The organism is Flavobacterium sp. GW823-FHT06G12 (genome assembly GCF_058794775.1).
In genome coordinates this window covers 42,131-68,711 of sequence record NZ_JBXAHE010000001.1, presented here as the reverse complement: position 1 = coordinate 68,711, position 26,581 = coordinate 42,131, and the positions used below count along the sequence as shown (strand labels likewise).

The 26,581-nt window shown below is 32.4% G+C and carries 28 protein-coding genes; 22 read left to right on the top strand and 6 right to left on the bottom strand.

Annotated features, from left to right (window positions below; genetic code table 11):
- Positions 1-16 precede the first annotated feature (16 nt).
- From AC1Q5Z_RS00275 to AC1Q5Z_RS00260, 4 genes are read left to right on the top strand one after another with little or no spacing between them, the layout of a single operon-like run.
- The gene (locus tag AC1Q5Z_RS00275; RefSeq protein WP_343586150.1) at positions 17-574 is read left to right on the top strand and encodes a DUF6046 domain-containing protein; all 558 of its coding nucleotides are present in this window, start codon (positions 17-19) and stop codon (positions 572-574) included.
- Complete coding sequence (locus AC1Q5Z_RS00270) at positions 567-1,868, top strand: hypothetical protein (RefSeq protein WP_343586148.1); 1,302 nt, start codon at positions 567-569, stop codon at positions 1,866-1,868. Before AC1Q5Z_RS00275 ends, AC1Q5Z_RS00270 begins: the two co-directional genes overlap by 8 nt.
- A 9-nt stretch (positions 1,869-1,877) precedes the next feature.
- Positions 1,878-2,726, top strand: a complete 849-nt coding sequence (locus tag AC1Q5Z_RS00265; protein WP_492443255.1) for a hypothetical protein — start codon at positions 1,878-1,880, stop codon at positions 2,724-2,726.
- 2 nt (positions 2,727-2,728) lie between these two features.
- Positions 2,729-2,977 (top strand): hypothetical protein, encoded by a 249-nt coding sequence (locus tag AC1Q5Z_RS00260; protein WP_343586143.1) that lies wholly within the window; start codon positions 2,729-2,731, stop codon positions 2,975-2,977.
- 88 nt (positions 2,978-3,065) lie between these two features.
- Here AC1Q5Z_RS00260 and AC1Q5Z_RS00255 read toward each other — a convergent pair whose 3' ends face one another.
- Positions 3,066-3,866 (bottom strand): XRE family transcriptional regulator, encoded by an 801-nt coding sequence (locus AC1Q5Z_RS00255; protein WP_343586140.1) that lies wholly within the window; start codon positions 3,864-3,866, stop codon positions 3,066-3,068.
- Between the two features lie 282 nt (positions 3,867-4,148).
- Here AC1Q5Z_RS00255 and AC1Q5Z_RS00250 point away from each other — a divergent pair, with 282 nt between their 5' ends.
- The 18 genes from AC1Q5Z_RS00250 to AC1Q5Z_RS00165 all read left to right on the top strand — a co-directional run bounded on the left by AC1Q5Z_RS00250 (position 4,149) and on the right by AC1Q5Z_RS00165 (position 17,506).
- Positions 4,149-4,724 carry a hypothetical protein gene (locus AC1Q5Z_RS00250; protein WP_343586137.1) on the top strand — a complete coding sequence of 192 codons (576 nt, stop codon included), beginning with the start codon at positions 4,149-4,151 and terminating at the stop codon, positions 4,722-4,724.
- 78 nt (positions 4,725-4,802) lie between these two features.
- Positions 4,803-4,982 (top strand): hypothetical protein, encoded by a 180-nt coding sequence (locus AC1Q5Z_RS00245; protein WP_343586135.1) that lies wholly within the window; start codon positions 4,803-4,805, stop codon positions 4,980-4,982.
- 353 nt (positions 4,983-5,335) lie between these two features.
- The gene (locus AC1Q5Z_RS00240) at positions 5,336-6,664 is read left to right on the top strand and encodes a DUF2586 domain-containing protein (protein ID WP_343586133.1); all 1,329 of its coding nucleotides are present in this window, start codon (positions 5,336-5,338) and stop codon (positions 6,662-6,664) included.
- A 103-nt stretch (positions 6,665-6,767) separates the two neighbouring features.
- Positions 6,768-7,193 carry a hypothetical protein gene (locus AC1Q5Z_RS00235; protein WP_492443251.1) on the top strand — a complete coding sequence of 142 codons (426 nt, stop codon included), beginning with the start codon at positions 6,768-6,770 and terminating at the stop codon, positions 7,191-7,193.
- Positions 7,194-7,439: 246 nt separating this feature from the next.
- Entirely contained in the window at positions 7,440-7,784 is a 345-nt protein-coding gene (locus AC1Q5Z_RS00230) for a hypothetical protein (RefSeq protein WP_343586128.1), read from the top strand.
- Positions 7,785-7,823: 39 nt separating this feature from the next.
- Complete coding sequence (locus tag AC1Q5Z_RS00225; protein ID WP_492443248.1) at positions 7,824-9,083, top strand: hypothetical protein; 1,260 nt, start codon at positions 7,824-7,826, stop codon at positions 9,081-9,083.
- A 3-nt stretch (positions 9,084-9,086) separates the two neighbouring features.
- A complete protein-coding gene (locus AC1Q5Z_RS00220; protein WP_492443246.1) occupies positions 9,087-9,752 on the top strand; it encodes a hypothetical protein in 666 nt (221 codons plus the stop codon).
- Positions 9,749-10,492, top strand: a complete 744-nt coding sequence (locus AC1Q5Z_RS00215; protein ID WP_492443244.1) for a hypothetical protein — start codon at positions 9,749-9,751, stop codon at positions 10,490-10,492. Before AC1Q5Z_RS00220 ends, AC1Q5Z_RS00215 begins: the two co-directional genes overlap by 4 nt.
- Before the next feature lie 458 nt (positions 10,493-10,950).
- The gene (locus AC1Q5Z_RS00210) at positions 10,951-11,145 is read left to right on the top strand and encodes a hypothetical protein (protein ID WP_492443242.1); all 195 of its coding nucleotides are present in this window, start codon (positions 10,951-10,953) and stop codon (positions 11,143-11,145) included.
- A 345-nt stretch (positions 11,146-11,490) separates the two neighbouring features.
- Positions 11,491-11,973: a M15 family metallopeptidase gene (locus AC1Q5Z_RS00205; protein WP_008461932.1), complete on the top strand. Its 483-nt coding sequence runs from the start codon at positions 11,491-11,493 to the stop codon at positions 11,971-11,973.
- Between the two features lie 124 nt (positions 11,974-12,097).
- On the top strand, positions 12,098-12,442 hold the full coding sequence (locus AC1Q5Z_RS00200) for a hypothetical protein (RefSeq protein WP_492443240.1): 345 nt from the start codon (positions 12,098-12,100) through the stop codon (positions 12,440-12,442).
- Between the two features lie 3 nt (positions 12,443-12,445).
- Complete coding sequence (locus tag AC1Q5Z_RS00195; RefSeq protein WP_492443238.1) at positions 12,446-12,778, top strand: hypothetical protein; 333 nt, start codon at positions 12,446-12,448, stop codon at positions 12,776-12,778.
- Positions 12,779-12,957: 179 nt separating this feature from the next.
- Positions 12,958-13,245: a hypothetical protein gene (locus AC1Q5Z_RS00190; protein ID WP_008461929.1), complete on the top strand. Its 288-nt coding sequence runs from the start codon at positions 12,958-12,960 to the stop codon at positions 13,243-13,245.
- Entirely contained in the window at positions 13,232-13,534 is a 303-nt protein-coding gene (locus AC1Q5Z_RS00185) for a hypothetical protein (protein ID WP_111376180.1), read from the top strand. Before AC1Q5Z_RS00190 ends, AC1Q5Z_RS00185 begins: the two co-directional genes overlap by 14 nt.
- Positions 13,535-13,700: 166 nt before the next feature.
- Entirely contained in the window at positions 13,701-14,777 is a 1,077-nt protein-coding gene (locus AC1Q5Z_RS00180; RefSeq protein ID WP_492443235.1) for a hypothetical protein, read from the top strand.
- Between the two features lie 15 nt (positions 14,778-14,792).
- Positions 14,793-15,467, top strand: coding sequence for a hypothetical protein (locus tag AC1Q5Z_RS00175; protein ID WP_492443233.1), 675 nt, complete (start codon positions 14,793-14,795; stop codon positions 15,465-15,467).
- A 21-nt stretch (positions 15,468-15,488) separates the two neighbouring features.
- A complete protein-coding gene (locus AC1Q5Z_RS00170; RefSeq protein ID WP_343586106.1) occupies positions 15,489-16,946 on the top strand; it encodes a fibronectin type III domain-containing protein in 1,458 nt (485 codons plus the stop codon).
- Between the two features lie 92 nt (positions 16,947-17,038).
- The gene (locus AC1Q5Z_RS00165) at positions 17,039-17,506 is read left to right on the top strand and encodes a phage holin family protein (RefSeq protein ID WP_343586104.1); all 468 of its coding nucleotides are present in this window, start codon (positions 17,039-17,041) and stop codon (positions 17,504-17,506) included.
- A 54-nt stretch (positions 17,507-17,560) separates the two neighbouring features.
- Here AC1Q5Z_RS00165 and AC1Q5Z_RS00160 read toward each other — a convergent pair whose 3' ends face one another.
- From AC1Q5Z_RS00160 to AC1Q5Z_RS00140, 5 genes are all read right to left on the bottom strand, one after another.
- Complete coding sequence (locus tag AC1Q5Z_RS00160; RefSeq protein WP_492443230.1) at positions 17,561-19,570, bottom strand: protein-disulfide reductase DsbD family protein; 2,010 nt, start codon at positions 19,568-19,570, stop codon at positions 17,561-17,563.
- Between the two features lie 242 nt (positions 19,571-19,812).
- On the bottom strand, positions 19,813-22,602 hold the full coding sequence (locus tag AC1Q5Z_RS00155) for a M16 family metallopeptidase (protein WP_492443228.1): 2,790 nt from the start codon (positions 22,600-22,602) through the stop codon (positions 19,813-19,815).
- Between the two features lie 85 nt (positions 22,603-22,687).
- Positions 22,688-23,818, bottom strand: coding sequence for a redoxin domain-containing protein (locus AC1Q5Z_RS00150; RefSeq protein ID WP_492443226.1), 1,131 nt, complete (start codon positions 23,816-23,818; stop codon positions 22,688-22,690).
- Between the two features lie 81 nt (positions 23,819-23,899).
- The gene (locus tag AC1Q5Z_RS00145) at positions 23,900-25,105 is read right to left on the bottom strand and encodes a redoxin domain-containing protein (RefSeq protein ID WP_343586096.1); all 1,206 of its coding nucleotides are present in this window, start codon (positions 25,103-25,105) and stop codon (positions 23,900-23,902) included.
- A gap of 64 nt (positions 25,106-25,169) precedes the next feature.
- A complete protein-coding gene (locus AC1Q5Z_RS00140) occupies positions 25,170-26,576 on the bottom strand; it encodes a RagB/SusD family nutrient uptake outer membrane protein (RefSeq protein ID WP_343586093.1) in 1,407 nt (468 codons plus the stop codon).
- Positions 26,577-26,581 lie beyond the last annotated feature (5 nt).

Here is a 26,581-nt window from a genome sequence, read left to right as displayed (position 1 = left end):
AAAAAACAAAATCATTATGAAATTCAATTTTAATGTAAGCGAAATTTTAGAAACCAAAGACATTGAATACAGCGGTATTAATTATAACGAATCTGAATCGAAAGATTTTATAATAGACAAAACTGGCGGTGAATTTAATCTTCGCGTTTTCGCTCCTTTGGTTTTTGAACCTCTAGTAAAAAACGACCTCAACCTGCCGAGTTTAAGAGTCGACGCAGTTACAGTAAATCTAAGCCGTTCTAAAATTATTAAAAAAGAAGGCGTTGAAGGAAGAGATTCAACCATTAAGGAACATATTACAAATGGCGATTTTAGTATTTCTATTGAAGGTTTAATTGCTAATGAAACTGGAGACGAATATCCGAAAGAAAAACTGTTCTTATTGAAACAATTTCTAAATGCTCCATATTCATTAAGAGTAACACATGCAATTTTAAACCGATTTGGAATCTATGAATTAGTTATTGATTCTTATTCGATTCCTTCTATTTCGGGAACAAAAAATATCCAAAAATTTACGGCCAGCGCCACATCAGATGAAACCGTTGAATTAATAATCAGAGACAATGTTTAAACTCAATGCCAAAATTAAAGTTTATGAAACCGTACGCCTTATTCCTACGACTAAATTTTATGAATTCAATTATGTCAAAAATGTAAGCATTAACAGTTCGTACAAATCGCTTACCGATACGGCAACTATTGTAATGCCACAGAAAGTGTATACCGATACAAAAGGATTTGATCAAAGTTTGTTTACAAATGCCAGCGGAGAAGAAAAAACAATCCATGATTTCTTTAAAATTGAAAATTATGTTGAAATATTCTTAGGATATGATGGTGATTACAAGCCTGCTTTTAGAGGTTACATTACAGGAGTTCAATCAGATACCAATGCTGTAATAACTTGTGAAGATACAATGTATGCTTTTAAAAAAGTAAAAGCAGTAAAAGACAATAATGTTCAGGATAAAAAGGACAATCTTAATTTTGTTGCCGTAAATCCAGCCACAAATGTTGACAATTTTAATCCTAAAACATTTTTCGAAAAAAGAATTAAAGAACTAAAACTGCCTTTTAAAATCAACGCCTTAGATGAAAATATTGGGAATATTATCGTTAATAGAAATCATAGTTTGGCTCAGGTTTTTGAAATGTTGAAAGACAAAGGAATTTATACCTATTTTAAAACCGAAATAACTGGCCCTGTTCTTACGATTACCAATAATCCGCAACAACACACGGCCAATGAATTATCAGGTTTTATTGATCGTAATTTTATCAAAAGCCCGTTGGCCGGATCACTTGTGAAAAAATTAATTAACGAAGGTCTTAATCTTCTTGCTTCTCAATTAAACAAAGCCATTCAGTCTATTTCTGGAGGTTTTTCTGGAAGAGTAAATTTTAGATTCCGTCATAATATTATCGAAGATAAATTGGTTGTTGTCAACGAATCAAGCAAAAATACACGAACTAGAGTTGAAAAATATTTTAAGAATTCAAACAGTCCGATTTATGTCGAATTAGGAGATCCTAACGGCCAGCTTTTAAAAACACATGTTTTACATAGCGATAATGAAAATCTGCCTAATGATCCAGCCTTGTTTGAAAAAACAACAACAGAAATCGCTTCAGAATTATATCAATACGGCGCTTTGCGAGCAATGCAGTCTAAACCAAACGGCTTTGAAGGTTACATCCTGACTTTCGGAGAACCATTTGTGCGTCCGACAGATAAGGTGATTCTTGAAAATGCAAAAGACAAAGAAAAAAATGGAACTTTTCAGGTTGAAAAAGTAGAACGCAATTATGGCGAAAACGGCTATAGACAGAAAATTTATTTAGGAAGAAGAGTCGAATCTGTATAAAAATTGAAAATGGGAAATATAAAAGATTTAATAAAAAATGTTGCCAGCAGTAATCAGAATATTGAAACTTTTGCGGCCAAAGTCATCGAAATAAACAAAGAAGAAGAATCGCTCCATAATCCAGAAGATGCATATACGGTAAACATTATGCGAGCCGATGGCGCCATTATTAAAAATGTGCGTCTAAAAGCTTCTATTCAAGATCTGGAACAGGGAATTATTACGATTCCTAAAAAAGACAGCTGGGTTTTGGCTTCTATTATTGATGGTGTTGAAACGAGGGCATTTATTTCGCAATTTTCTGAAATCGAACGCAGCTTCATTCGTTTCAAAAATGATAACAATCAGTACTTAGAAATCGATATTGATGCTGATAAATTCCAAATGCTATTTAAAGAAAAGGAAGCAGGAGAAAACGACACAACCTCAACTGCACAACCTTCTTACAAGAGCATTGCACAAATAGAATTTTTCGGAAGACAACCAAACATCAGCGTTTCTTTTTATGATGAAAATGGGAAAGAAATTTCTAAAAACAGTTTCAATATCAATGGCCAATATATCAGTATTAATGAGGGCAATACTGTTTTTAATTTGCAAGACAAAGAAGTGAAAGTAACTATAACAGATGGTTTTGAAGCAATGGTTTCTGACGCTAAAACTTCCTTTAAAAAAGGCGATTTAACCTTTGAAATGGATGATAAATTTAAAATTGATAAAGATGGAAACAATCTATTACTTGAATTAGAGAATTTCATAACAGAAGTTTCAAGGATCGTCGTTGTACAAGGTGTAGGTCCAAATGTTACAAATCTGCTTAAAATAAAATCTAATTTAAATAATTTACTAAAAAAATAAAAATGGGACTACAAATATCAGCATTGGAAGATGCTATCTTAGAGGCGTTAGAAAAAAATTCACAAATATCGGTAAATGTAAATAATGGAAATGATAATGCCAATCAATCAAAAACTGCAAGGGAAAAAACAGCACAAAAATTAGCTGAAGCTATCGATACTTTTGTTAGATCTGGACTTGTAACTACAACAGTTGCCACAACAGGATCAGCGTCGGCACAAACTGGAACAGGGACTGGGTATATTTCCTAAATCTATATAAATTAAAATGAAAAAGGTCTCTTGTATTATTTACAAGAGACCTTTTTCATTTTTAAAACTTTTTAGAAAATCATAAATACTAATTCAACTTCTTTTTCAAAGCCTCTTCCAATTCATAATACTTACTTTCTAAATCATGAATCTTTTCATAAATATTAATTGGGTCGGGCATTTGTCTAGATGCGTACATACTTGCGTACCAAACTTCCAGAATATCTTCGGCATAAATAGAATACATCGGATAATTTCCGTCTCTATTATCAGATTTCAGAATCAATTTTCCGCTTTCTCTAATTCTGTTTAAAACCCTTTTTACCACTACTCCATCATTCTTACTAACAATTACATAAATTCTTCCGTCAAGAATATCATCAAAATTATCTACATATTTTCCGAAAAGGTAATCACCATCATGTATTGTAGTTGACATCGAATTTCCTTTAATCTCAAAACATCTATAAGTTCCGTTTTTAAGCATCGGCATACTAAAAGAAGGAAGACTTTCCATATATTCCGGATCGGCATAGCCGTCTAGATATCCTGCTCGGGCTTTGACTCCAACAAAATTGATGTTTTCATCGCCTTCTTCATTTACTGTAATAATTTTCGGTACATGCAAACTAACTGCATTACTAGATTTATTTGTAAAAATATCTTCACTGTCTCCAAAAAAATATTCTGGGTTAACATGACAATGTGTAATAATACTTTGGAGAAGATCAAAACCTGGTTTGGTTCTTTTTCTTTCTCCATCAGCTTGTAGTCTTCCAATTGTGATACTGTCTATAGTTGTACTTGTAACTCCAATTAACTTTGCAAATGAGTTGTTATTCAACTTCATTTCGTCTATAATACGTTTTATTTTATCATGTATTTCCATGCTGCAACTCGTTTATTATTTTATGTAATATGTTTTACTTAAAGCAAAACTTCAAGTATATGTTGCAAAACTACACAATATATGGCTAATAATCACAATTTTAAATAAAAATTTTATAAAATACTGATTATCAGTGTTTAAATTTTAGTCAAAATATGAATTATCATACATATTCATAGTCAAACAGTTAAATCATATTACTGAAATTACTGCATATTTATATGTAATATGTTTGCAAAAACAAAACATATGTTTTATTTTTGCTTAAAAATAATCCAACATATGATTTTAAAAGAATTTTATAACGAAAAGAAAAACGCCATTGAAACAGAATTTAATTCTGATGCGTTAACAGTTCACTTATATAGTGACGCTGTTTTTAAAACATCTATAGAAAAACCTATAGTAATGTTTAAATATGATAATATATCTTGGGAAACATCTTCTGAAAAAAACTATAAGGCTGATGTCTCTTTTTGCCTTTATGCTGTAATGCCAATCGGAAACGCTTCTACTGCAAATTATGAAGAGGTTTTTGAAATTGCGCAACGCATTGATAAATCTATATTATCAATAAACAATAATAATACACTTATCGATACTAATTCGACTTTTAAAGTAAAAGAGAAACAATGTACCAATGAGTTTGACTATTGGAATAAAAACGATTATTTCATTTGGGAGATTACTTACAAAACTACTTTGATCGAAAACACTTTAAAAAAGAAATACATCCTTTTCAATAACGGGTTGAGCAACGAAGAATTGGAAGAACTTGGATACAATCTAACTTCAGATATTATTGAAATAAACCCTAATCAAGTTGAAGGAAATGTCGATTTAAACAGCAATATTTAGTCTGAAAGAACTGCAGCACAACTATATACAAAGCCATTCGAAACAAAAAAACAAACACACATTCCAAACCGAAAAATCATGAAAAGAAGCAGAACATTATTAGACAAAAGGAGAGATTATGTTATGAATTATATTAACACTAATCAAGCCAAACAAATGAAAGTTGTAGTTGCAGAACTTTCAGACACTTTGTTCCTTACGGAGCGTACAATTTATACCATTATAAATGAAGGTCTTTCTACAGAAGCAAAAGCATAAAGCACTGAAACTACTGGTATTGGCACTTCAAAAAGTTGGAAAATCCCGTATTGAGCCTTAAATTTGCTCTCACAAAGAAAAGATAAATTTTACCGTATGGCCTAGGGTAAAATTGAACTTAATGAACCATATATTACATAAGGTTCAAAGCCTACAATCCAAAACTTTTGGATTAAGAATACAATCACATTTTCAAGTCATAAATATTCATACTAACAAATTTAACTATTTGTTACAGCCATTCTTTTGCCTTTTCTGAGCAAAAACCCAAAAACCCAAAAACCCAAAAACCCAAAAACCCAAAAACCCAAAAACCCAAAGACACATTTTAAACATTTAAAACAATTTATATTATGAGTACATTAAACGATGTAGTAATTACCAAATTATCAGGCGGATTAGGAAGAAGAAGCCCTGAGCAGGATATGGTTTCAGGATTGCTTTTTAGCGGATTAGAAACTTCAAGTTTAAAATTTGATACAATCAAACGCATTGCTTCTCTAGAAGACGCAGAAGCTCTTGGTATCAATGAAAGCTACGACATCAACGGACAATCTGCTTATTATCAAATTCAGCAGTTTTTCAGAATGAATCCTTCTGGCGATTTATATGTTATGCTTGTAGGCACAGAAGTGTATGGCGATACTGTCAAAAAAGCAATGAGCATGCAGGAAAAAGCAAATGGAAACATTCGTCAAATGGCAATTATCTTTTCTGGAGAAACCACATTTGCTCAAACAAAAGCTGCATTAGCGATTGCACAAGAACAAGCAGATCTTGCCTATACCGATTATATGCCATTTGAAATCATTTTAGAAGGAAAAGGTTTTGATACTGCTGTAGAAACAGATTCACCTTCTTTAGCTTTATTAAACTCAGAGAATGTTTCTGTCGTGATTGCAATGGATGTTGAAAAAGCATTTGAACAAAAATTAATTCAACAAGACACCAACAAAGCTTACATTTTGAAATCAGGTGAAGAATTAGTTCCTTCTCAAAGCTCTTCAGACATTTACAACGTAAGAGATGCTGATGGCTTGAAAAAAGAAGGTTCAGTTGTTCTTGAATTTGTATTCCAAGAGTCATACAAAAATACTGCTGCTGTAGGATTAGCTTTAGGAGCTTTATCTAAAGCAAAAGTATCTGAAAATATTGCTTGGATCGAAAAATTCAACCTAACGGGTAACGGTTTTGCAAAACCAGGTTTTGTAGGAGGAAAAGAAATCAAATCACTTGGAGATTTGAGAACTCTAAACGAAAAAAGATACATTTTTACGCAGACTCACACAGGTTTAGCCGGAGTATACTTTAACGATAGCCACACTTGTACAACTGGAACTTCGGATTTTGCTTATATCGAAAACAACCGTACTGTAAATAAAGCAACTCGTTTATTGCGTACTGCTTTATTGCCAAAATTGGCTTCTCCGGTTTTAGTAGATATTGATGGTAAATTACCTCAATCTGTTTCTAAAAGTTTCGAAGATTTATGCAGAAATGCATTAGAAGGAATGGTGGCTAATCAGGAAGTATCTGCTTTTGATGTTTATGTAGATCCGAAACAAAACATTTTGGCAACTTCTGAATTAAAAGTAAAAGCTGAAATCACTCCAATTGGAACTGCTCGCAAAATTATGGTCGATTTAGGATTCAAAAATCCTTTCGGAATCGATAAGGCATAATTTTTACAAAATACAATTCCTGAAAATTAAAACAATAAAGACATCTAAATGTGATAGTCACTAAACGTTGTCTCAAATATCAAAAACAAACAAAAGCTACACTATGAATAAATTGCCATTAATTAACGGACAACAACACAGCTGGTCATCAATTGAAGTAAGCATTGCAGGTAACATTGTTACTGGAATTACAGCAGTAAATTACAGCGATTCGGTTTCTAAAGAAAATCATTACGGAGCTGGTGATATGCCTGTACACAGAGGAAGAGGAAAATACGAAGCAAAAGCTTCTATCACTTTATACAATTACGAAGTAGAAGCCATTTTAGCAGCTTTGCCAAAAGGACAAAGATTACAGGACATTAACCCATTCAGCATCATTGTAAGTTACTTAGACGATAGTAACGAAGTTATCACGCATACAGTGAGAAACTGCGAATTTAACTCAAACAGCAGAGGAATCAACCAGGGAGACACTAAGATTGCTGTTTCTTTCGATTTGATCTGTTCTCATATTGAGTGGAACTAATCTGCTAAAAATACTTTCCTAAACCATAAAAGCTGTTTAAGAAAACCGACTCAAAAGAGAAAACCAAACTCATCGCGTTACGCAAAAAAGAAGTTCTAAGCAACATGATTTTTGCAGCAAATTATTTTATCAGCTCTTTTAGCAGTCCGTTTTAAACAGTCTAATTACTTCAGAAGACTGCCTTGAGCATTTCGTCCTGAAATACAGCTCAGGCAGTCTCTTTTTTTTAATAAAAAACATTTCAGAATGAAAAAAACAGCTCCAGAAAAAACCGAAGTTCTTGACGGAAATATTACTCAAGCACAATTAAACCAATGGAAATTCAAACATAATAAAGTAGTCAAACTCACTATCAAAGATGATGATGACACTACCCTTTTTGCCTATTTCAAAAAACCAGATATCAGTATTCGTTCGGCGGTGTTGCAAGCTTCTAAAATGGATGAATTTAAAGCTCTTGAAGTCCTTTTTAAAAATTGTTATCTAGGCGGTGACGGTAAAATCGAACAAGAAGACGATTTACGTCTTAACATCACCACAGCATTTTCAGATCACATTCAGCCAAAACCCGTAAAAGTAGAAATTCTCTAAAAAAGCATCTTTTTATCTCTTTCTGTAAAAACCAAAATCATGATTATTAAAAACCATACTATAGAACTAAATGACACCAGCGCTTCTGAAATGGCTAGGTTTAGACAAATTATGCTCAACATTTGGCGACAGCAGATTGAGGATGATAGGAATGCTGTCGAGATGGAGAAGTTTTTGAAAGAACGATATGAAAAAACTTCAGAATCTAGTAAACAATATACTACAAATAAACTTGGAGAAGTTACATTAAATAGCGATCTTCGTGACTCAAATAGCAAGAATAATCTTAAGAAAGATAGAGTTTCGTTATTAATGGAAGAATTTGCTACGATAGACAATATGACTATAGATTCTAATGTAAACGGTCATTTTTATAATAAAGATGGAAGTTTCGAAGGAAAAGTAAATATTTCAAATAATAAAGGAAACGTTAATGATGTGTATGTCTGCGATGGAAAAGGAAATGAAAAAAACACATTTGTAAATGCAGTTAGATTAAGCATAACGCATGAAAATTTTTGCTACATTGCTGGAGTAATAAATGCTGAAGATTCGAGTACTTTTGAAAGTGCCGCTGCAACCACTCAAGCAACATTTAATGCCGTTAAGTTTGAAAAGGGAGATAAGCTATCTTTGGAAGAACAGAGTAAACTTGCAAAAAAATTACTTCAAATAAATGGAGATATGGCTTATTCAACTGTTCCAATATCAAAAAAGTTACCCTTAGATGACAATAAAAATAGTGACTTTTTTAAAAATGCAAGAAAAGGGCTAATACATGTTCTACAAGGAAAAAAAGATTACTCGGAAGGCGCTGTCTTATGGGATGGTATTGATTTTGCTGATAAAGGAATAACTCATAATAAAGCCACTGTAGATGGTGGAATAAGCATATCTAAAGAATTATGGATTAAATTTGTAAATAATTCCGATTATAAGGCTGATAAGGATAAAATTTTAAGACTTAATAGAGGAAATAAAGAAAAAGATAAAACTAAAATTGAAGCCTTAAAAACTATTCCTTTCGAAGAAAAGAAAGACATTCCAACAAATGATTATTCATATAATATTTTTGATTTTGGAGAAAAGAAAAATACTATTTGGGATATTTCAGTAAATTCAAGAGAATTAAAAAATATCGATTATTACGAAACAGTTGGTACTGGAAAATATAATAAAGGAAGAACTCTTAATAAAGCGACAGTCGTTTTAGGAAAACATATATTTTGGAAACCGTATAAAGATCATTCAAACAATGAAGGATACTATTGGAAAGGAATGATGAACCATAAATTGTAATAAATGAAAAACAAAATTATAATCGGTTTATTGATTTGCTTTATCAGTTGTAAAATGGATAATCGCAAATCTCTTACTGAAGAAAAAAAAATAAAAAAATCAACTGACACAGTTTTTTTTAATGAAAAAGGTGATACAATAAAATCACAAATTTCTTTTCTTAAAAACAACTATAAATTAATTATTTTTCCAACTTTAGATAAAAATGAACGAGTAATTAAATTTAGATTGATTAATGAAAAAAAAGACAATACATATGTATTAGTTGAATCTCTCCAAGAAAATCATAGACCCTATTATGAAGGAGTTGATTTTCAAAATTATTTTGCTTTACATAGTAATGGTGGAGGAACAAGCAAGTCCTACTTTTGGTTGTATAATAAAGAAACTGGTGATGAAATTTTAACGGGTATTAGCGGGGATTTTGATTTAAAAAATGAGCTAATTTTATATACAGATGAGGATAATGGATATCAAAAATTCATTTATGATGTAAACACAAAATTAAAGACACTGGTTGATATTCCAAAATCATTTGCTGATGAACATGAATGCACTCGTAATGACTATTTTGAAAAGTCTTCTTATATAAAAAGAGTGACAGATAAATATTATTTTATAGCATTTAAGGATTGCTCACCTACGGTTGAATTTAAAGTGAAAAAATGAAAATTCAAAAACTTCTCATTCTTCTAATATTAACAACAATTGTAGGTTGCAATAAAACGGCAAAAAAAGACAAATCTGTATCTGTAGACAAAAAACCTACAGTGAAAAAATATTCTATAACTACTTTGACTATAAACAATCAAAAGATATGTAATTATTATTTTGATGAATCTCAAAAACTAGTTAAATCTCAAGAGTTTAGTAGCAATGGGGAATCGTATCAGGAAACTAATCTAGAATATAAAAATGGTAAATTTGATTACGCTTTCTCCGGATCTGATAAAAATAAGAAAGACAACTGGTCTTCCAATTACTATTCAAATATTGAATCATATAATGATTTTTTAACTACAAAAAACATTAAAATAGACAATCCTTTTATGCTCTCCAGTGAAGTAAAGGATATTCAAAATTTACTGGCCAATATTGAGAGTTTTCAAAAAACAAGCAAAAATAATCAAACGATTTTCAAATCTAAAAAACTAAATCTTAATATAAGATTTAGTCCATCCAAAATAACATTATTTATTCCTCTTAACTCTATTATTAACAATTTCGAATATGTACTAGATAAAAATGGATATTTGATCAAAGAAACTATTGCCTTTAATGACGGTGTATTAACTATAAAGTTTCTCTACAATAACCAAAAGATTAGCAAAATCATTTATTCTTTAAGATATAACAATGGAGAAATGCTAGTGTCAAATCAAAACTATATTTATCTTAAAAATAACTAACAGTCTAATGAATACATAAAAACAAATAGTTGAAAACTTAAAAAAATGGTTAAAAACCACAAATGTAATTTCATATGATAAAGATATAGATTTTAAATGCAGGGATAAAGAAATCAAAGAATTAAGAGATGGGAAAACCAATAAAGAAGTTTATGTTGTATCCTTTAAAACTGAAGATAATATAGAATATGATGAAAACGGCAAGATTATTTCCTTATTTGAAGGAATGTATTGTTTTGCTTATTTCGATGCGGAAACATTAGAATTACTTTACATACACAAAAAAGCTGGTTATATAGAAGTTGATGGTTCATATTAAATTAAAAAAAACATTATTAGATGAATCCAAAAGAAAAAATAATTGAAACCTTAAAAAAATGGATTATAGAGACAAATATTATTTCCTATGACGATCGTATTGGATTGGATTGGATTGCGGAGACAAGGAATCAGCAGTATTGAGAGATGGAAAGACAAAAGAAGTTTATGTCGTAACTTTTAGTACAAGGAGCAAAATAGGATATGATGAAAACGGGGAAATTAATTTTTTTGTTGATGGAATGCTCTGTTTTGCTTATTTCGATGCAGAAACATTAGAATTACTTTACATACATAAAAAAGCAGGTTATATAGAAGCTGATGGGGCTTATTAACCAAACATTATCGCACCTCTTAATCATAAACCCGTTTTTCAGTTTTAGAAATACGGGTTATTTTTTTATAATGTCAATCCATAAAGCAACTTCCAAAAAACACTCTTCCATCTACTGAAACTACTGTCTAACAGAGCCATAATATTTTCAAAACACTTTATTTAGGTGTATTTTTACAGTCTAAATAAAACCACATTTTAATCTCAAAATGAGATATAGAAAAGAGTTTTTTTCAATTCTAAAAAACTCAAAAACACAAAAAATCTTACCGCCAATTTAATACCGTGATTGTTTTTCAGACAATCGGGAAAGGCTTTTATTCTTAAATCATTAACAAACATAAACATGGATCAAACAACAAAAAAACACATTGATTTGCTTCATCCTTCAGTACGAGAAGAAGTTACCAAAATTATCGAAGAATGTGATTTGGCTTTAACTGGAAGGGCAAAAGTACGCATTACTCAAGGACTTAGAACTTTTCAGGAACAGGAAGATCTCTATGCTTTTGGTCGAACCAAACCAGGAAAAAAAGTAACCAATGCAAAAGGCGGACAATCGATTCACAATTACGGTTTTGCAGTAGATATCTGTTTAATCATAGATGGAAAAACTGCTTCATGGGACACGGCAAAAGATTGGGATGATGACCAAGTTTCAGACTGGCAGGAATGCGTTGATATATTCAAAAAACATGGCTGGAACTGGGGCGGAGATTGGAAAACTTTTAAAGATCTTCCGCACTTTGACAAAAAAGGATATGACGATTGGAAATTGCTCAGCAGACTAAAACGTGACCGAAAAAATTATGTAATTCTATACAAATAATCATATGAAACATTTAAAACTAATTGCTTTTTTAATTGCTCTCTCTTTCATTACAACTTCTTGTGATTCAACCAGAACTGCTTTATTCGATCCTTATTCGTATCAAAAAACAACGGAAATTAAAGTGGAAGCAATTAAAATTTTGGATAAAGCCTTTACGCCTTATCAAAATCACAAACAAGAAATTGAAGCCCTTTTTCTAGAAATAGAAAAGCTGCAAGAATATGAAAAGAACAAACCTAATAACGAAATTACCTTTGCGATGTGGCAAGTTCTTAGTAATAAGGAAAAAAATCTATTAGCAGGATTCTTTAAACGTTGGGAAAATAAAGAAGTTTTATCTCCTCTCTTTATTGATGAATCTAAAAAACAAATTTTAAGCGCTCTCGATCTGCTTATTCAGTACGAAATTAACAAAGACAAAGAATCAAAAGAACAGCTTTTAGAACTAATCAATCTTAACTCTTAGAAAATGAACACCAATAATTTAATACAAGAAATAAAAGAAAAAGTGAGGCTTCTTATAGCTGAAAGCTATAAAGATTTTAAACCTGGACTGGAAAAGGATTTAAAAACTTTTTTAGAAACATCTGCCGAAAAACTGGAACGCTGGACTATTCTTTATGCCAATGAAGGAATTAATGAAGAAGAACTAGAATGGCTCTTAAAAAGTCAGGTAGATTTAATTTCACTTCAAGCATTACAAACTGCCGGAATATCAAAAATTAAATTAAATGCTTTTAAAAACAATATCCTAAAATTGATTTTTGAAATCATTATCAGCTTAGTTGTAAAACGCTCTTAACCCACTGAAATACAACAAAAACATCTTACTGAAACTACAGAATCTGAAGCTCAAAAATCTTGATTAAGGCAGAAGCATGATGTATTTTTACAGTATCAAATCCGATGAAGATGGCGCGCAAATTCAAAGGAAAATCCACACACATTTTTAATAAACAATCCCTTAAACAGTAACAAAATATGAAAGATTTTATCATAGATGAAGATCTACTAATTCAAGGCGGAGACTTCGCTATTAAAGATTCAGATCAGCAAAACATAGAACATTTACTGCTAAGCCAAAAAGGAAGTTATAAAGAATTTCCAATTCTTGGTGTAGGAATTAAAAAATACATCAACAGTCCGGATGCAACTTCTAGACTACGACTAGAAAACGAAATAGATAAACAATTATCGTATGACAAATTTCATGTAAAAACATTAGATGTCAACGATTTACAAAACATTAAAATCGATGGAAACTATTAAACCACAAGAAAATCAAAACATTTTTGACATTTCTCTACAAGAATATGGAAGCATAGAGAAAGTATTTGACATTTTAGAAGACAATGACCAATTTGATCTTACAGAAGATCTTTCTGTTTACAAAGATTTAAAAACAGGTAGAGATGCTTTTAAAAAAGACATTGTTGAATATTATAATTCAAGAAATCTAAATCCCGCAACTGCTATTACAGACGAAGAACAATATCTGCTGGATAACTTCTCAGGAATTGATTACATGATTATTGAAGATGATTTTATCATTTACTAAAATCTATAAATTTTAATTCTTAGAATTACATTGTTTCAAATCCTCTCTTTTAGGAATCTCTAAAACGAAAACTACAACCCTGTAGTTGAAAACCAAAAAATTATAAACAATTATCTATAAGCATATTTACATGTCTTACAGGCTAAACTATATCTAAAAATAAAATATGGCACGTACAATTGCTGAAATTCAGAACGAAATTCTGATTGAAAAAAAGAAGCAAAGTTCCCTCAACGGCTTAAATAGCGACTCAAAAACAAGTATCTGGGGACTTTGGACAAATATCGTAGCGACGGCTATTTGGGTACATGAAAAAATAGTAGAAAAAAATGCCTTAATATCAAGACCTCATACTTTAAACTGGTACCGAGAACAGGCTTTAAATTTTCATTACGGTTCTCCATTAGACCCAAACTCCAATGAAATGTCCTTGATTTGGAAAGATGGTTCGTATCAATTTGATACTACAGGTCTTTCTGAAGCTCAAATTGAAGAATCTAAAATTATAAAATACTGTGCTGTAAGCGAAGTTGATCTTGAGACAATCCTGAATCCTAAAAAAGATAATGTAGAAGAAATCTTTTCAGACTATTTTCATAATAAAGTTGGCGTAGTCTTTATCAAAGTAGCAACTCAAAAAGGAGATGCTATTTCTAGAATTGATGTTCCTAATGAACTTTTTGCTTTCAAGGAATATATTGCTAAAATTAAGGATGCAGGAAATCAGGTCTATATTACTTCAGACGATGGTGATATCTTAAAACTAAACCTAAATGTTTATGTAGATCCTTTGAGTATCTATATTAATCCAAAAGATGTAGAATATTACAAACTAAAAAGTTTACAAAAACCAACTAAAGAAGAACTAGCTAAATTGGCAGAATATGAATTGGCTTTAGAAAGCAGTCCGCTAGATTCTGCTAACGGTTCTTTAATTTTAGACACAAACATATTTCCTGTTTTAGATTCGATAAAAGATCATCTTAAAAATATCGAATTCAACGGCGCATTTGTCAAAACGTACTTAATTGATTCTATTCAAAAAGCTGAAGGCATTAAAATCCCAATCTTGAGTAAGGTTGAGACTTCTATTGCGAAAAATCCTAATGACACTGAAAATCCGGATTTAGTTGATGTTACTCCAATCGAATATTTCATCCCGAAAGCTGGATATTTTGATTTGGATGCTCTTCAGGTTGAAGTGAACTACATTCCTTATACGTTTTACAGAGATAAACAATAGTCAAATACTTTTACAATGAACAAATACACCGTTTTAAAGTGGGAAAAACTTCTTTTGTGGCTCATCCCTCCTATTCTTAGAAAAAAAACACATGTTTACTGGCTTGATGTTTTGCTTACTCCGCTTCATTCCTTATATGAAGATATTCTCTATAAAATGCAGCATACTGGACAGGTTATTTATTTGGAAAAAGTACTGAATGAAACTTTTAATATCACAAAAAATTACAATCCAAATTTTAGCATCGAAGAAAAACGACAAGAAGGATTAATTTATATAGATGAATCTGTCAGACCTTCCTTGCAATATCTGTACCTCCATAAGGAGTATTACAATCCAGATAAAATTTCACCAGATGGAAAGAAAGTTCAAGGAGATATAAGAATTCCGTTATTTCAGATTTTTAGAAATTACGAGTATGAAAACAAAGACCACAAACCAATTTATTTAGCGCATCGGGAAGATTACACCAAAATTTCTTACGCTAATTTTAGAGTTTTTATTCCTGCTGCTTTAATCAAAAATAAAACCATAGCAGCTGAAACAAATGAAGATTCTCCTATTCAAACTGAAGCAATCAATATCATTTCTGCAGAATATCACAATCTTCTTAACTTCTACAAATTGGCTGGAAAAAGCTATGAAAGTTATGGCTACACACATAAAACCAATTCGTTAAACAAACAATAACACATCTTATAAATAGTAAAAATGAAACAAGTAAATTTTAGTCATCCTGGAGGTTTTCCTCTTGAGCAGGAAACTTTAGAGAGACTTCAAACAGCATATAGATCTGAATTATATGAAGCTATAAAAAGACATTTAAGTATTTTACCAGATACAAATTATCTTATAGCACATGCTCAAAGCGGTAAACAAGGTTGGGCTGTTGTTCATCAAGATGGGGAGGGAATCTTATATCCTATTACTTTTCCTATTACTGGTGGCGTAACTAATTATTTAAAAACAATTAGAACAACCACAAATTTAATATATGGTGACGGAAACTCGCAAAAAGCCTATACTGATTATCAAGCGGAATATGTAAGTGCTAAAGGAACTCCAACAACAAATGATACAGAAACTGTAAACTATTATGATTTAGGTACTTTTAAAACTGTAAAAAGTATTCAGGCAATTGAAGAAATAATTGCAGGAATAGATGGCAGAATTAAAACTATTGAAGCTACTATTCCGGTAATAGACAATAGAGTTAAAACTATTGAAACTGCTATTCCAGTAATAGACAATAGAGTTAAAACTATTGAAACGACTTTACCTACAATAGATACCAGAATTAATACAATTAAAAATGATCTTGAGTCCTATCTTCCTTTAGATGGTTCCAAAGCCATGAAAGGAGATTTGAATCTTGGTACGCATCAATTATATTTAAATAATACAAATGCAAGTCCTAATGGTTCATTATTAGTATTAGATAATTCAAATAAAGTTGTTAAAAGCAACACGATGATTGAAAAGTTAATTGAGCGTGTCGAAATTTTAGAACAACAAAAACCTACAGCTGTGCCAATTGGAATGATTGCGATATGGGGTAAACCAGCTCCATTTCCTGAAGGCTGGGAAGAATATGTACCTTCAAGAGGGAGAATGCCTATTGGTTTAGATACAAATGACTCTTCATTTAACTCTTTACAGAATTATGGTGGTAGTAAAACTAAAAAACTTGAGATTAGTGAAATTCCACCGCATACGCATACTTATGATAAAGCTATTGAGGGCAGAGGATATCAAACTAAAGCTGATAAATATCCTTATGGGGATAGCACTTCTGAAGTTTCTGGGTCGACTGGAGAAGGATTACCTTTTTCTATAATGAACCCATACAAAGTTGTCCACTTCATAGAATATACAGGACGTTCCCTTACTACGACCGCATTGACAACACCTCCAAATTTAATAGCCCAAAAAATAGGTGCCACATTTGTCGATTTGTCATGGATCCCCACATACACTAATGCAGGTATTACTAATTATCTCATTTACAAAGACAGTATTTTATTTGCAAGAACAAATAATGTATCTTTTTTTACTGTTAATGGGTTATCTAGAAGCTCCTCATATAATTTTTGCATAAGAGCACAAGATGCCTCAGGAGATATGTCAGGTGAAAGCAATACTTTACGAATAAAAACTAACTTACTTTAAGGCATCCAATTAATAATGATCTTTTTGGGGTTAAAAACCCCAAAAAGATCTCCTATCTAAACCCCAAATAAATTTCTAAAAACAAAATACTCATGCAAAAAATTTCAGAATATGCAGACCAACTAAAACTACTGCTTTATATAATTTTTATGTACTTAGAAATAGATACAGGAATTGTCAAAGTTTTATTCTATTTAATGATAATGGATACTTTTTTAGGTGTTACTAAAACTATTGTCCTAAATAATCATTTTACTTTTAAAAAATTAGCTGTTGGATTCGTGTCTAAATTGGCTGTTTTACTAATTCCAACCGCCTTAGCGCTTATGAGTAAAGGACTTAATTATAACTTTAATTGGTTTGTTACTGTCGTAATGGATTTACTTATCGTTAGTGATGGAATCTCCATAATAAGTAATATCATTGCGATAAAGACTAAAAAAGAAGTCGAAAATTTTGACGCCATGACATTGATTCTTAAATCAATTCGTAATCGTTTAATAATGCTTTTTAAAAAACTTCTAATCACAATTGATCCAAAATTTCATGTGGAAAAATAAACCCCCAAAATCAAATTGATTTTGGAGGTTTTCTAAATATCTTTTTAAAAACATTTACTTCTTAAACTTCCCAATTCCACTCTGCAACCATCCATAATACTCCTCAATATTCGGATTATAAGCTGACGGCTCTGTCAAGTTCACACTATTATGATCTACAATTACATAAAACGGCTGCGCATTTGCTTTGTAAGTTTTAATCTGTAAATCACTCCATTTATTTCCAATGGTTTTGATTTTCTTTCCTGTTGTTTCAGAAATGTATTGTTCGGTTTCTGGAAGCTCTTTTTTATCATCAACATACAATGAAATCAGAACAACATCATTATTTAAAACCCCTAAAACTTTTGGATCTGACCAAACCAATTCTTCCATTTTTCGGCAGTTTACACAAGCATAACCTGTGAAATCTAATAAAACTGGTTTCCCGACTTTTTTAGCATATTCCATTCCTTTATTATAATCATGAAATGTAATAATATTTTGCGGGCCGTGCTCTGCTCCTTCTGGCAACGAACCTGTAGTTTTTAACTCGGAATTGCCCAAAACTCCCAATCCGTTTGGAGATTCGCTGTATTGCATTGGTGGAGGAAATCCGCTAATTAATTTTAATGGAGCGCCCCAAAGTCCTGGAATCAGATAAATCGTAAAACTTAAAACAATCAATCCAAAACCTAATCTTCCAACTGAAATATGATTTAGCGGTGAATCATGTGGCAACGTAATTTTTCCAAATAGATAAAAAGCCAGCATTCCGAAAACAGCAATCCAAATGGCAAGGAAAACTTCTCTTTCCAACCAATGTAATTGCAAAACCAAATCGGCATTTGATAAAAATTTAAAAGCCAAAGCCAGTTCCAGAAATCCTAAAACCACTTTTACCGTATTCAGCCACCCGCCCGATTTTGGCAAAGCGTTTAACCAACCTGGAAAAGCAGCAAATAATGAAAACGGAAGCGCAATGGCAATCGAGAATCCTAACATTCCAACAATTGGTGCAATTCCGCCTTTGGATGCCGCTTCAACTAATAAAGTTCCAACAATTGGTCCTGTGCACGAAAATGATACAATCGCTAAAGCTAAAGCCATAAAGAAAATCCCAATCAGTCCTCCTCTATCGGCTTGCGAATCTACTTTGTTGGCTAATGAACTTGGCAGTACAATTTCGAAAGCTCCCAAAAAAGAACAAGCAAAAACAACCAATAAAATAAAGAAAATCAGATTGAACCAAACATTGGTTGAAAGTGCATTCAATGAATCGGCACCAAAAACTGCTGTTACGATTGAACCCAATAAAACATAAATAATTACAATTGAAATTCCGTAAATCAGGGCATTTTTAATTCCTGCCGCTTTGCTTTTACTTTGTTTTGTAAAAAAACTTACCGTCATCGGAATCATTGGAAAAACACAAGGCGTCAACAATGCGGCAAATCCAGATAAAAATGCTAAAATAAAAATCGTCAGCAATCCTCTAGATTCGGTTTTCTTTGATGAGCTGGTAATTTCTTGTTTTGATTTTTTTTCTTCTGTCTGAGAAACAGATTTTTCTTCTTTAGTTACAGAATCATTTTTTACGACTGCAGTTTCTTCGGCTGACGCCAATTTCTTTTCTTTCGGAATTTTAAAAGTTAATTCTTCTGTAGAAGGTGGCAAGCAATTACTATCATCGCAAACCATAAAATCGACTTCGGCAGCAACATCTGAAATATCGTCTGAAATGAATTTGATTTTTTGCGTGAAAAGTGCTTTATCTTCAAAATATTTAATTTTCATATCGAAGATTTTATCAACTGTTTCGTGTCCTTTATCTTCGGTTGTTTTTCCGATTAATTCGAATTTTTTAGGCTGATTTTTAAAAGTAAAAGCCGTTGGCGAAGGCCCGCCTTCTTCGATATATTGTCCGTATAAATGCCAGCCAGATTGTATTTTCGCCTGAGCTTTTAAAATATATTCTTTATCTGAAATTTTTTCTACAGTTGTCGTCCATTTTACTGGATTATACATTTGTCCGAACATGGAAAACGAGATCAATAACAGAAATGCAATTATGGTATTTTTCATTTGTTTTTGGTTTAATTTTTTGAAAAAAAAGAGCTGTCGGCAAAACAGCTCTTTTGGTCTTTCACCGAAAATGGCTTACTAATTCAGATTCTAAAATGAAATAATGAAAGACGACTATTAAAAATTGTTGATTTTAGATTGCAGATTTTAGATTTTAGATTTTAGATTTTAGATTTAGCGGCAAACTTTGTCAAAGTTTAAAACTTTGACAAAGTTGAATTATCGAAACTGAATACTAAAAACTACTTTAACGGATTCCCATCTTTAGCTAGAGAACCCGATTTGATAATGATCATTTTATCCAACTGAATGTATTTCTTAATGGCATCGTTTACTTGCTGTAAAGTTGCTTTTTCGATATCTTTTGGATATTGATCGATATAATTTGGCTCTAAACCTCTTTCGATAAAACTTAAAATCGTTCTTGCCATTCCGCTTGTGGTTGCCATTCCTACTTTAAAGCTTCCTATCAAATTGGTTTTCTTGTTTTGTAACTCGTCTGCTGTGATTCCGTTTTTTATCCATTTATCAACTTGAACCATTGTTGCATCTAGACCTTTTTGAAATAAATTCGGGTTGAAAGAAGCGTTGACAAACCAGTAGCCTCCAGTTTCTATATTTCCACCCAAACCAGAAGAAATGTTATAAGTTAAACCGTCATTATCGCGAACTGTCTGCATTAAACGGCCTGCAAAACCTGCACCTAAAGTATAATTTCCGATATAAAACGGAATATAATCGGCATCGGCTCTTTTTAAACCTGTAAATTGTCCTATGAATAATTCTGCACTTGGTTTTTCTGGAATGGTTACTACTTCTGTTTTTGATGCTGCTTTTGTAGCTTCTTCAAATTTTAATTTTTCTGTAACTCCTCCATTCCAATTTTTGAATGATTTTTGTAATGAAGCTTTTAAGTTTGCACCATCGGTGTCTCCCACAATTACAAGTCTCATAGAAGCTGTGCCGAAATATTTTTTGTGGAAAGCTTTTACTTCGTCCAAAGTCGCGTTTTTGATATTCGCAATATTGTCCTCTACACTTAAACTGTAATTTGGATTTCCTTTTGGATAAATTGCTTGCGATAAAGCAATACTTCCTCTTTCGCCTGGATCATTCAGATCTTGCTGTGTATTTCCAATAAACTGCTGTTTCAAATTCTCGAATTCTTTTGCATCAAACAACGGATTTCTCAGTTCTTCTGCCAATAAAGTAATTACTTGATCTAAGTCTTTTTTCAAACATTTAAATCCGATATTGATTTTGAAAGTCGAAGCATTTACATTTAATGAAACTCCTAGTTTTTGCAGTTTTTCTGAAAACTTAAATTTGTCATTCAGCGTTGTTCCTTTTGATAACATTGAAGCTGTTAGCGCTGGAATAACATCATTTTTAGTTTCGCTGGCATAATTTCCTAACGAAATACTTGCGGCAACCGTAACAAAATCTTTTGCTGAAGTTTTTACTGAAACCACATCAATTCCAGATACTTTTTCTCTTTTAAAAGCTGAAGCCGATTTTTCGATTAAACTTGATTCAGAAATTAATTCTTCTGCTGTATTTTTTACTAAAGCTGGAGCAGATGAAGACTCTTCATGAATATGTCCTTCATCTGAATGTCTGTAATAAAACGGACCATTTTCTGGCATATAATTGTTGGCTTTCGCCGAATCATTATTTTGAGCACCAGCTTGTTTCGGAATAAAATATCCTGTTGTACTTTGATCTTCAACCAAATATTTATTTGCCACACGCACAACATCAGCTGGAGTTACTTTTTTCAATCGGTCAACTCCTGTAATGTAAGCTGTCCAGTCGCCAGAAGCGATTGCTTCGTTTAATGCTGATGCAATTACGCCAGAACCATCGCGCGCTAAAATAGTCTGCGCGCTAATTTTTGCTACAACTCTATTTACTTCATCCTGAGTAACGCCTTCCTTTTGAATTTTAGCCACGACTTCACTAATTTTAGTATCGATATCTTCATGTTTTGAAGTTGTCGGAAAACCAACACCAATCGTAAAAAGTCCAACTTCTTTAAAATTAGTTGCAGTTGCATAAGTATAAATTCCTAAACGAGTGTCAACAAAAGTTTTGTTTAAAATTGCTGATGGCCCAACACCAATAATCTGAGCCAAAATATTCAACGCAGGAAGGTCTTCATGCAAAGCTCCAGGAATTTTATAAGCTTTGTTTACAACGCCTAATTCTCCAGGTTTTCTAACGATAATTTTACGTGCGCCATATTGTTGAGGTTCTTCTGTATAAGGCTGTGGCATAGCGTTTGGCGCTTTTGTAATTTTGCCGAAATACTTTTCGATCAATTCAAAAACATTCTCTTTTTTGAAATCTCCAATAATGGTTAAAGTCGCATTATCTGGCCAATAATAGGTATTATAGAAATTTTTCAATACTTCAATCGGAGCTTTTTCAATATCCGATTTCCAACCAATTGTCGAATGATGGTATGGGTGTGCAATATACGCCGAAGCCCAAATTTCTTTATCCAATAAACTGTTCGGATCATTTTCGCCACGCTCAAATTCGTTACGAACCACCGTCATTTCTGCTTCTTTATCTTCTTTTAATAATAAAGAATTACGCATTCTGTCGGCTTCGATTTGAATTGCCAGTTCTATTTTATCACTTGGCAATGTTTCAAAATAATTGGTTCGGTCGTACCAAGTTGTAGCATTTAACTGTGCTCCTGTATTTTGAAGCACATCTGTAATTGTATTTCCGTTCTTCTTATTGAAAGTCGGAGTTCCTTTAAACATTAAATGTTCTAAAAGGTGCGTTGATCCTGTATTTCCTAAAACTTCGTGTTTAGATCCAACACGATATACAATTTGTACCGTTGCAACTGGCGAAGCATTGTCTTGCAAAAGCAAAACATTCATTCCGTTTGGCTGATATAAATATTCTTCAATTCCGCCTAACTCTTTTATTTTCTTAAAGTTAACCGATTTACTTTGCGCTGAAACAAGCGCGCAGAAAGCTAATGAGCAATAGCCCAGAAAGATGTGTTTTTTCATTTTTTGTTGATTGAGATATTTAGCTTGAAGTAACTTTGTCAAAGTTTTAAACTTTGACAAAGTTGATATTGCATTTTTAAAAAGCTTAAGATTTACTGAAAATTTCTTTTAGTTTAGATTGCAATTCAGCTTCTCTAAGATTCTTGGCAACGATTTTTCCGTCGGGTCCAATTAAGTAGTTGGTTGGAACCATTTTTACTCCGTATAAAACGGCTGCTTCATTTTGCCATCCTTTTAAATCAGAAACATGTGTCCAGGTTAAACCGTCTTTTTCGATTGCTTTTTCCCAAAGTTTCTTTTTATCATCTAGAGAAACTCCCAAAACATCAAATCCTTTATCGTGATAGGTTTTGTAAGCCACAACTACATTAGGATTTTCTTTTCGGCATGGACCACACCAGCTTGCCCAAAAATCTACTAGAACATATTTACCTTTGTAATCTGATAATTTTACTACTTTTCCGTTAATATCAGTTTGAGAAAATTCAGGAGCTGCAACGCCAACTGCTGTTTTTTCGTTAAGATCAATTGAAGCTTTTAACTTTTTTCCGTAAAATGATTTTTGAATTTCTGGAGATAACACTGCATAATATTCTTTTACTTTTTCTGGAGTTCCGTAAGATACAATTCGATCTTCAATTACTAATGCTCCACCTAAATTGTCTTTATTTTTTCTGATGAATTTATCTGTTAAATCATCCGCGAAAGCGCCAAGATCTTTCCATTTTTTATCCATCATGGTTTGCTGTTCTGGAGTCAATTTTACTTTTCCGCCTTGTGTCAGCGAATCAGATAATTTGTAAATCGGACCAGCAACTGCTTGTATTTTTTTGAATTCGTTATCGTAATACGATTTATAAAGTCCGTTTTGAGTGGCTCCAGATACTTTGGCTTTAAAAACAGAATCTTTTTTGGCTTCAATCGTAATATCTTCATTGTCTAAAAGAAAATAAGCTCCGTATTCCTGTCCTTTAATTTTAAGCGTATGAAATAAAGGTTCTCCCGTTTTTCCTGTAAAAGAAAATGCACCTTCTTTTACCTCAGCCGAATCAATGATTTTTTTCTCTCCTTTTTCGTCGGCATATTCCAGATAAACCGTTCCTTTATCTAATCCGGCAATTTTCCCGTTTATTGTATATCCTTCTTTCTTTGTGCAAGAAGTAAATGCCGTAAGCGCCAATGCCAAAAACGACGATTTTAAGATTGTACTTTTCATGTTGATATTTTTTGTTTGTTATTTTTTTAATTTTTATTCAGGGCAATTCAACTTTGTCAAAGTTTAAAAACTGAGACTTAATTAAGATTTCATAAGTTCTTTCAACTTAGCTTCTAATTCTGCACCTCTCAAATTTTCTCCGATAATTACACCTTTACCGTCTACTAAATAGGTTGCTGGAATTGCTTTTACGTTAAATGATTTACTCACTTTATCGTCGTCTAGAAGATTGTGCCATTGCATATTTTCCTGTCCAAGGGCTTTTTGCCAAGCTTTTTCGTCTTTATCAATTGAAACGCTTAAAATTTCAAATCCTTTGTTTGAATATTCAGCATAAGCTGTTTTTAAATTCGGAATTTCTTTTCGGCATGGACCGCACCAAGATGCCCAAAAATCTACCAAAATATACTTTTTACCTGTTACGATATCTTTTGCATTAAATGTTTTTCCATCTTTATCTTTTAATCCGAAATTGGCAATGCTTGTTCCTACTAAAGATTTCGGATTCAAATCTTTGTCTAGAATCTGACCGTAGTAGCTTTTCTTTGCCACATCAGAAAATTGCTCGTAAATTGGCTTTTGTTCTGGAGTAAAATAACTGTATGAAGTCATCATAAAAAATGGTCCCCACCAATTTGCTTTATGTTTCGCAATAAGAGCCAATGTTGTTTTTTCGACATTTGTAAAAAAAGCTTTTTCATCTGCTTCAAATTTTTTCCAAACTGGAAGATTCTGAAGTGAATCTACCGCTTTTGTATTTTTATCGCGTCTTGCCACACCGATTAATTTGCTCAATTCATCTGAATCTTTGGTGTGATACGCTTTATAGTCTTTATCAAGCTGATCTTTATAAGCAATTTCTTTTGCATAAAAATCATGTGATTTAGAGCCCGTAATAACTACATCTTTAAAAGTTATCCACTCTCCTTCTTTATCTGAAACCGTACCAGCTGCCGATATTTTTATTTTTGCATTTTCGACCATTACAGAAATATTTCCTTTGTTTTTACCAAAGACAACATAGAAAAAACGTGGCTCATTTAATTTTCCTGAAAAAGTAAATTTACCGTCTTTAAGCGTTGTTTCAGCAACTGGCAGTTCAGAAGTATGTGTTCCCCCTGGTATTAATTTTACAGCTGTTCCATCGATTAACCCTGTAACATTTCCTTCAATAGAATAAGACGTTGCTGCAGGAGAAGCTGTTTTTTTCTTTTGTGCCTGACCATTGTTTGAAATCATAAACAAACAGATGCACAATCCTAATATTTTATATTTAATTGTATTCATTTTTGATTGATATTTTAAGAAAAGCTTCCTTTTCGGAGTTCCTAATCAGGAAGCTTTACAGTTATTATTTGTCTACGTTTTGCGTTATTGTTCCGTTTCCTGGATTGTTTATTGCTCCTTGTGGGAACGGAGATGTCCATAAATGAGAATCTGAAGACAGTGTATATGTTTTACCACCAGCCACTTTTGTGAAACTAACTTTGTAAACTCCTTCTGCATTTAAACGGCGTGCGTCTGCATATGGAATAAGCGTCATGATTAGTTCGTTGTTTTTCGTTCTGTAAATGGCATTCAGAGCTGTTGTTTTATCAGTAGTTGAAATATCTTGATAAGAAGCTGGAAGAATACGTGTTTTACGAACCGTATTTAAAACAATTAATGCATCTGCAATTTGTCCTGCACGTGCTAGACATTCTGCTTTTATTAAATATACTTCTACTGTTGTGATTCCTCCAAAATTGAAAGCTCCGGTTAAAGTTCTTCTGTATGAAGTCTCAGCACCTACTGTTCTGATTTTCCATCGAGAAATAAATCTTGCATCGCCCGTTTCAAAACGCTGTGCACGTTCTACCGGAATGTCAAATTCTGCTCCTAAATTTGAAGAACTTCCGTGACGAAATGTGTAATTTTCTACATAATTGAATCCCATTGGAGACGGAGTTGTAGTGTACGAATTCGGAACATCGATCACTGCTTTATTGGCATTGTAATATCCAATCCAATCGTATAATTTATTGTTTTCTGCTAATGCTAAATCGGCATTTTTTAAAGCTTCTGTATAATTATTCATCTGCAGATTTACTCTTGCATTGAAAGCATAACCAGCACCTAAATTTGGGTGCAGCGCCGTCTGAGAAACTTTTGGCAGATAAGGCAGCGCATCTTTAATATCATTTAAAATAAAATCATATAATTCCTGAATGGTTACCTGTTTGCTTGGCGCATTAATGTTGGCACTCGTAATTAACGGAACTGATAATTTTGTCGATGCTGTTGAAGCCACATACGTATCTGCGTAAAAATTTACCAGATTAAAATAATTCATGGCACGCAACAATTTTGCTTGAGCCCAAACAACTCTTTGCTCCTGTTCTGTTGCTTTTGTTGCTGTTAAAGCATTTTCGATTATTAAATTAAAAGTCGAAATTCCTTGATAGCCTCCATAGTAAGTTCCTTCATCTGATGGTTTCAATTCGATACGATTTGCATTTTCATCCCACATATAATTTGCATTATACAATCTATTGCTCGATAAAGTTGCTGCGTTTACAAACTGGTCGTTTAATACGTGTAAAGCAGGTAAAACATCTACTCTTTGGTTGGTGTATTCGTCTCTTAAAAAAGCTTCAAAATCTGCCAAAGTGGTTGGTGTTTTTGATCCTTTTGGAATATCGTCCAAATAATTTTCGCAAGATGCCAAAGTCAATCCTAAAGCCAATAGGCACACTGCCTTTTTATATATATTTTTCATCGTCT

Coding starts and splice junctions, on each gene's coding strand:
- AC1Q5Z_RS00220 (WP_492443246.1), top strand. CDS start 9,087: ATGAAAAACAAAATTATAATCGGTTTATTGATTTGCTTTATCAGTTGT.
- AC1Q5Z_RS00175 (WP_492443233.1), top strand. CDS start 14,793: ATGAACAAATACACCGTTTTAAAGTGGGAAAAACTTCTTTTGTGGCTC.
- AC1Q5Z_RS00270 (WP_343586148.1), top strand. CDS start 567: ATGTTTAAACTCAATGCCAAAATTAAAGTTTATGAAACCGTACGCCTT.
- AC1Q5Z_RS00155 (WP_492443228.1), bottom strand. CDS start 22,602: ATGAAAAAACACATCTTTCTGGGCTATTGCTCATTAGCTTTCTGCGCG.
- AC1Q5Z_RS00215 (WP_492443244.1), top strand. CDS start 9,749: ATGAAAATTCAAAAACTTCTCATTCTTCTAATATTAACAACAATTGTA.
- AC1Q5Z_RS00150 (WP_492443226.1), bottom strand. CDS start 23,818: ATGAAAAGTACAATCTTAAAATCGTCGTTTTTGGCATTGGCGCTTACG.
- AC1Q5Z_RS00245 (WP_343586135.1), top strand. CDS start 4,803: ATGAAAAGAAGCAGAACATTATTAGACAAAAGGAGAGATTATGTTATG.
- AC1Q5Z_RS00240 (WP_343586133.1), top strand. CDS start 5,336: ATGAGTACATTAAACGATGTAGTAATTACCAAATTATCAGGCGGATTA.
- AC1Q5Z_RS00250 (WP_343586137.1), top strand. CDS start 4,149: ATGATTTTAAAAGAATTTTATAACGAAAAGAAAAACGCCATTGAAACA.
- AC1Q5Z_RS00260 (WP_343586143.1), top strand. CDS start 2,729: ATGGGACTACAAATATCAGCATTGGAAGATGCTATCTTAGAGGCGTTA.
- AC1Q5Z_RS00160 (WP_492443230.1), bottom strand. CDS start 19,570: ATGAAAAATACCATAATTGCATTTCTGTTATTGATCTCGTTTTCCATG.
- AC1Q5Z_RS00235 (WP_492443251.1), top strand. CDS start 6,768: ATGAATAAATTGCCATTAATTAACGGACAACAACACAGCTGGTCATCA.
- AC1Q5Z_RS00255 (WP_343586140.1), bottom strand. CDS start 3,866: ATGGAAATACATGATAAAATAAAACGTATTATAGACGAAATGAAGTTG.
- AC1Q5Z_RS00265 (WP_492443255.1), top strand. CDS start 1,878: ATGGGAAATATAAAAGATTTAATAAAAAATGTTGCCAGCAGTAATCAG.
- AC1Q5Z_RS00145 (WP_343586096.1), bottom strand. CDS start 25,105: ATGAATACAATTAAATATAAAATATTAGGATTGTGCATCTGTTTGTTT.
- AC1Q5Z_RS00275 (WP_343586150.1), top strand. CDS start 17: ATGAAATTCAATTTTAATGTAAGCGAAATTTTAGAAACCAAAGACATT.
- AC1Q5Z_RS00140 (WP_343586093.1), bottom strand. CDS start 26,576: ATGAAAAATATATATAAAAAGGCAGTGTGCCTATTGGCTTTAGGATTG.
- AC1Q5Z_RS00170 (WP_343586106.1), top strand. CDS start 15,489: ATGAAACAAGTAAATTTTAGTCATCCTGGAGGTTTTCCTCTTGAGCAG.
- AC1Q5Z_RS00190 (WP_008461929.1), top strand. CDS start 12,958: ATGAAAGATTTTATCATAGATGAAGATCTACTAATTCAAGGCGGAGAC.
- AC1Q5Z_RS00185 (WP_111376180.1), top strand. CDS start 13,232: ATGGAAACTATTAAACCACAAGAAAATCAAAACATTTTTGACATTTCT.
- AC1Q5Z_RS00195 (WP_492443238.1), top strand. CDS start 12,446: ATGAACACCAATAATTTAATACAAGAAATAAAAGAAAAAGTGAGGCTT.
- AC1Q5Z_RS00180 (WP_492443235.1), top strand. CDS start 13,701: ATGGCACGTACAATTGCTGAAATTCAGAACGAAATTCTGATTGAAAAA.
- AC1Q5Z_RS00165 (WP_343586104.1), top strand. CDS start 17,039: ATGCAAAAAATTTCAGAATATGCAGACCAACTAAAACTACTGCTTTAT.
- AC1Q5Z_RS00225 (WP_492443248.1), top strand. CDS start 7,824: ATGATTATTAAAAACCATACTATAGAACTAAATGACACCAGCGCTTCT.
- AC1Q5Z_RS00205 (WP_008461932.1), top strand. CDS start 11,491: ATGGATCAAACAACAAAAAAACACATTGATTTGCTTCATCCTTCAGTA.
- AC1Q5Z_RS00230 (WP_343586128.1), top strand. CDS start 7,440: ATGAAAAAAACAGCTCCAGAAAAAACCGAAGTTCTTGACGGAAATATT.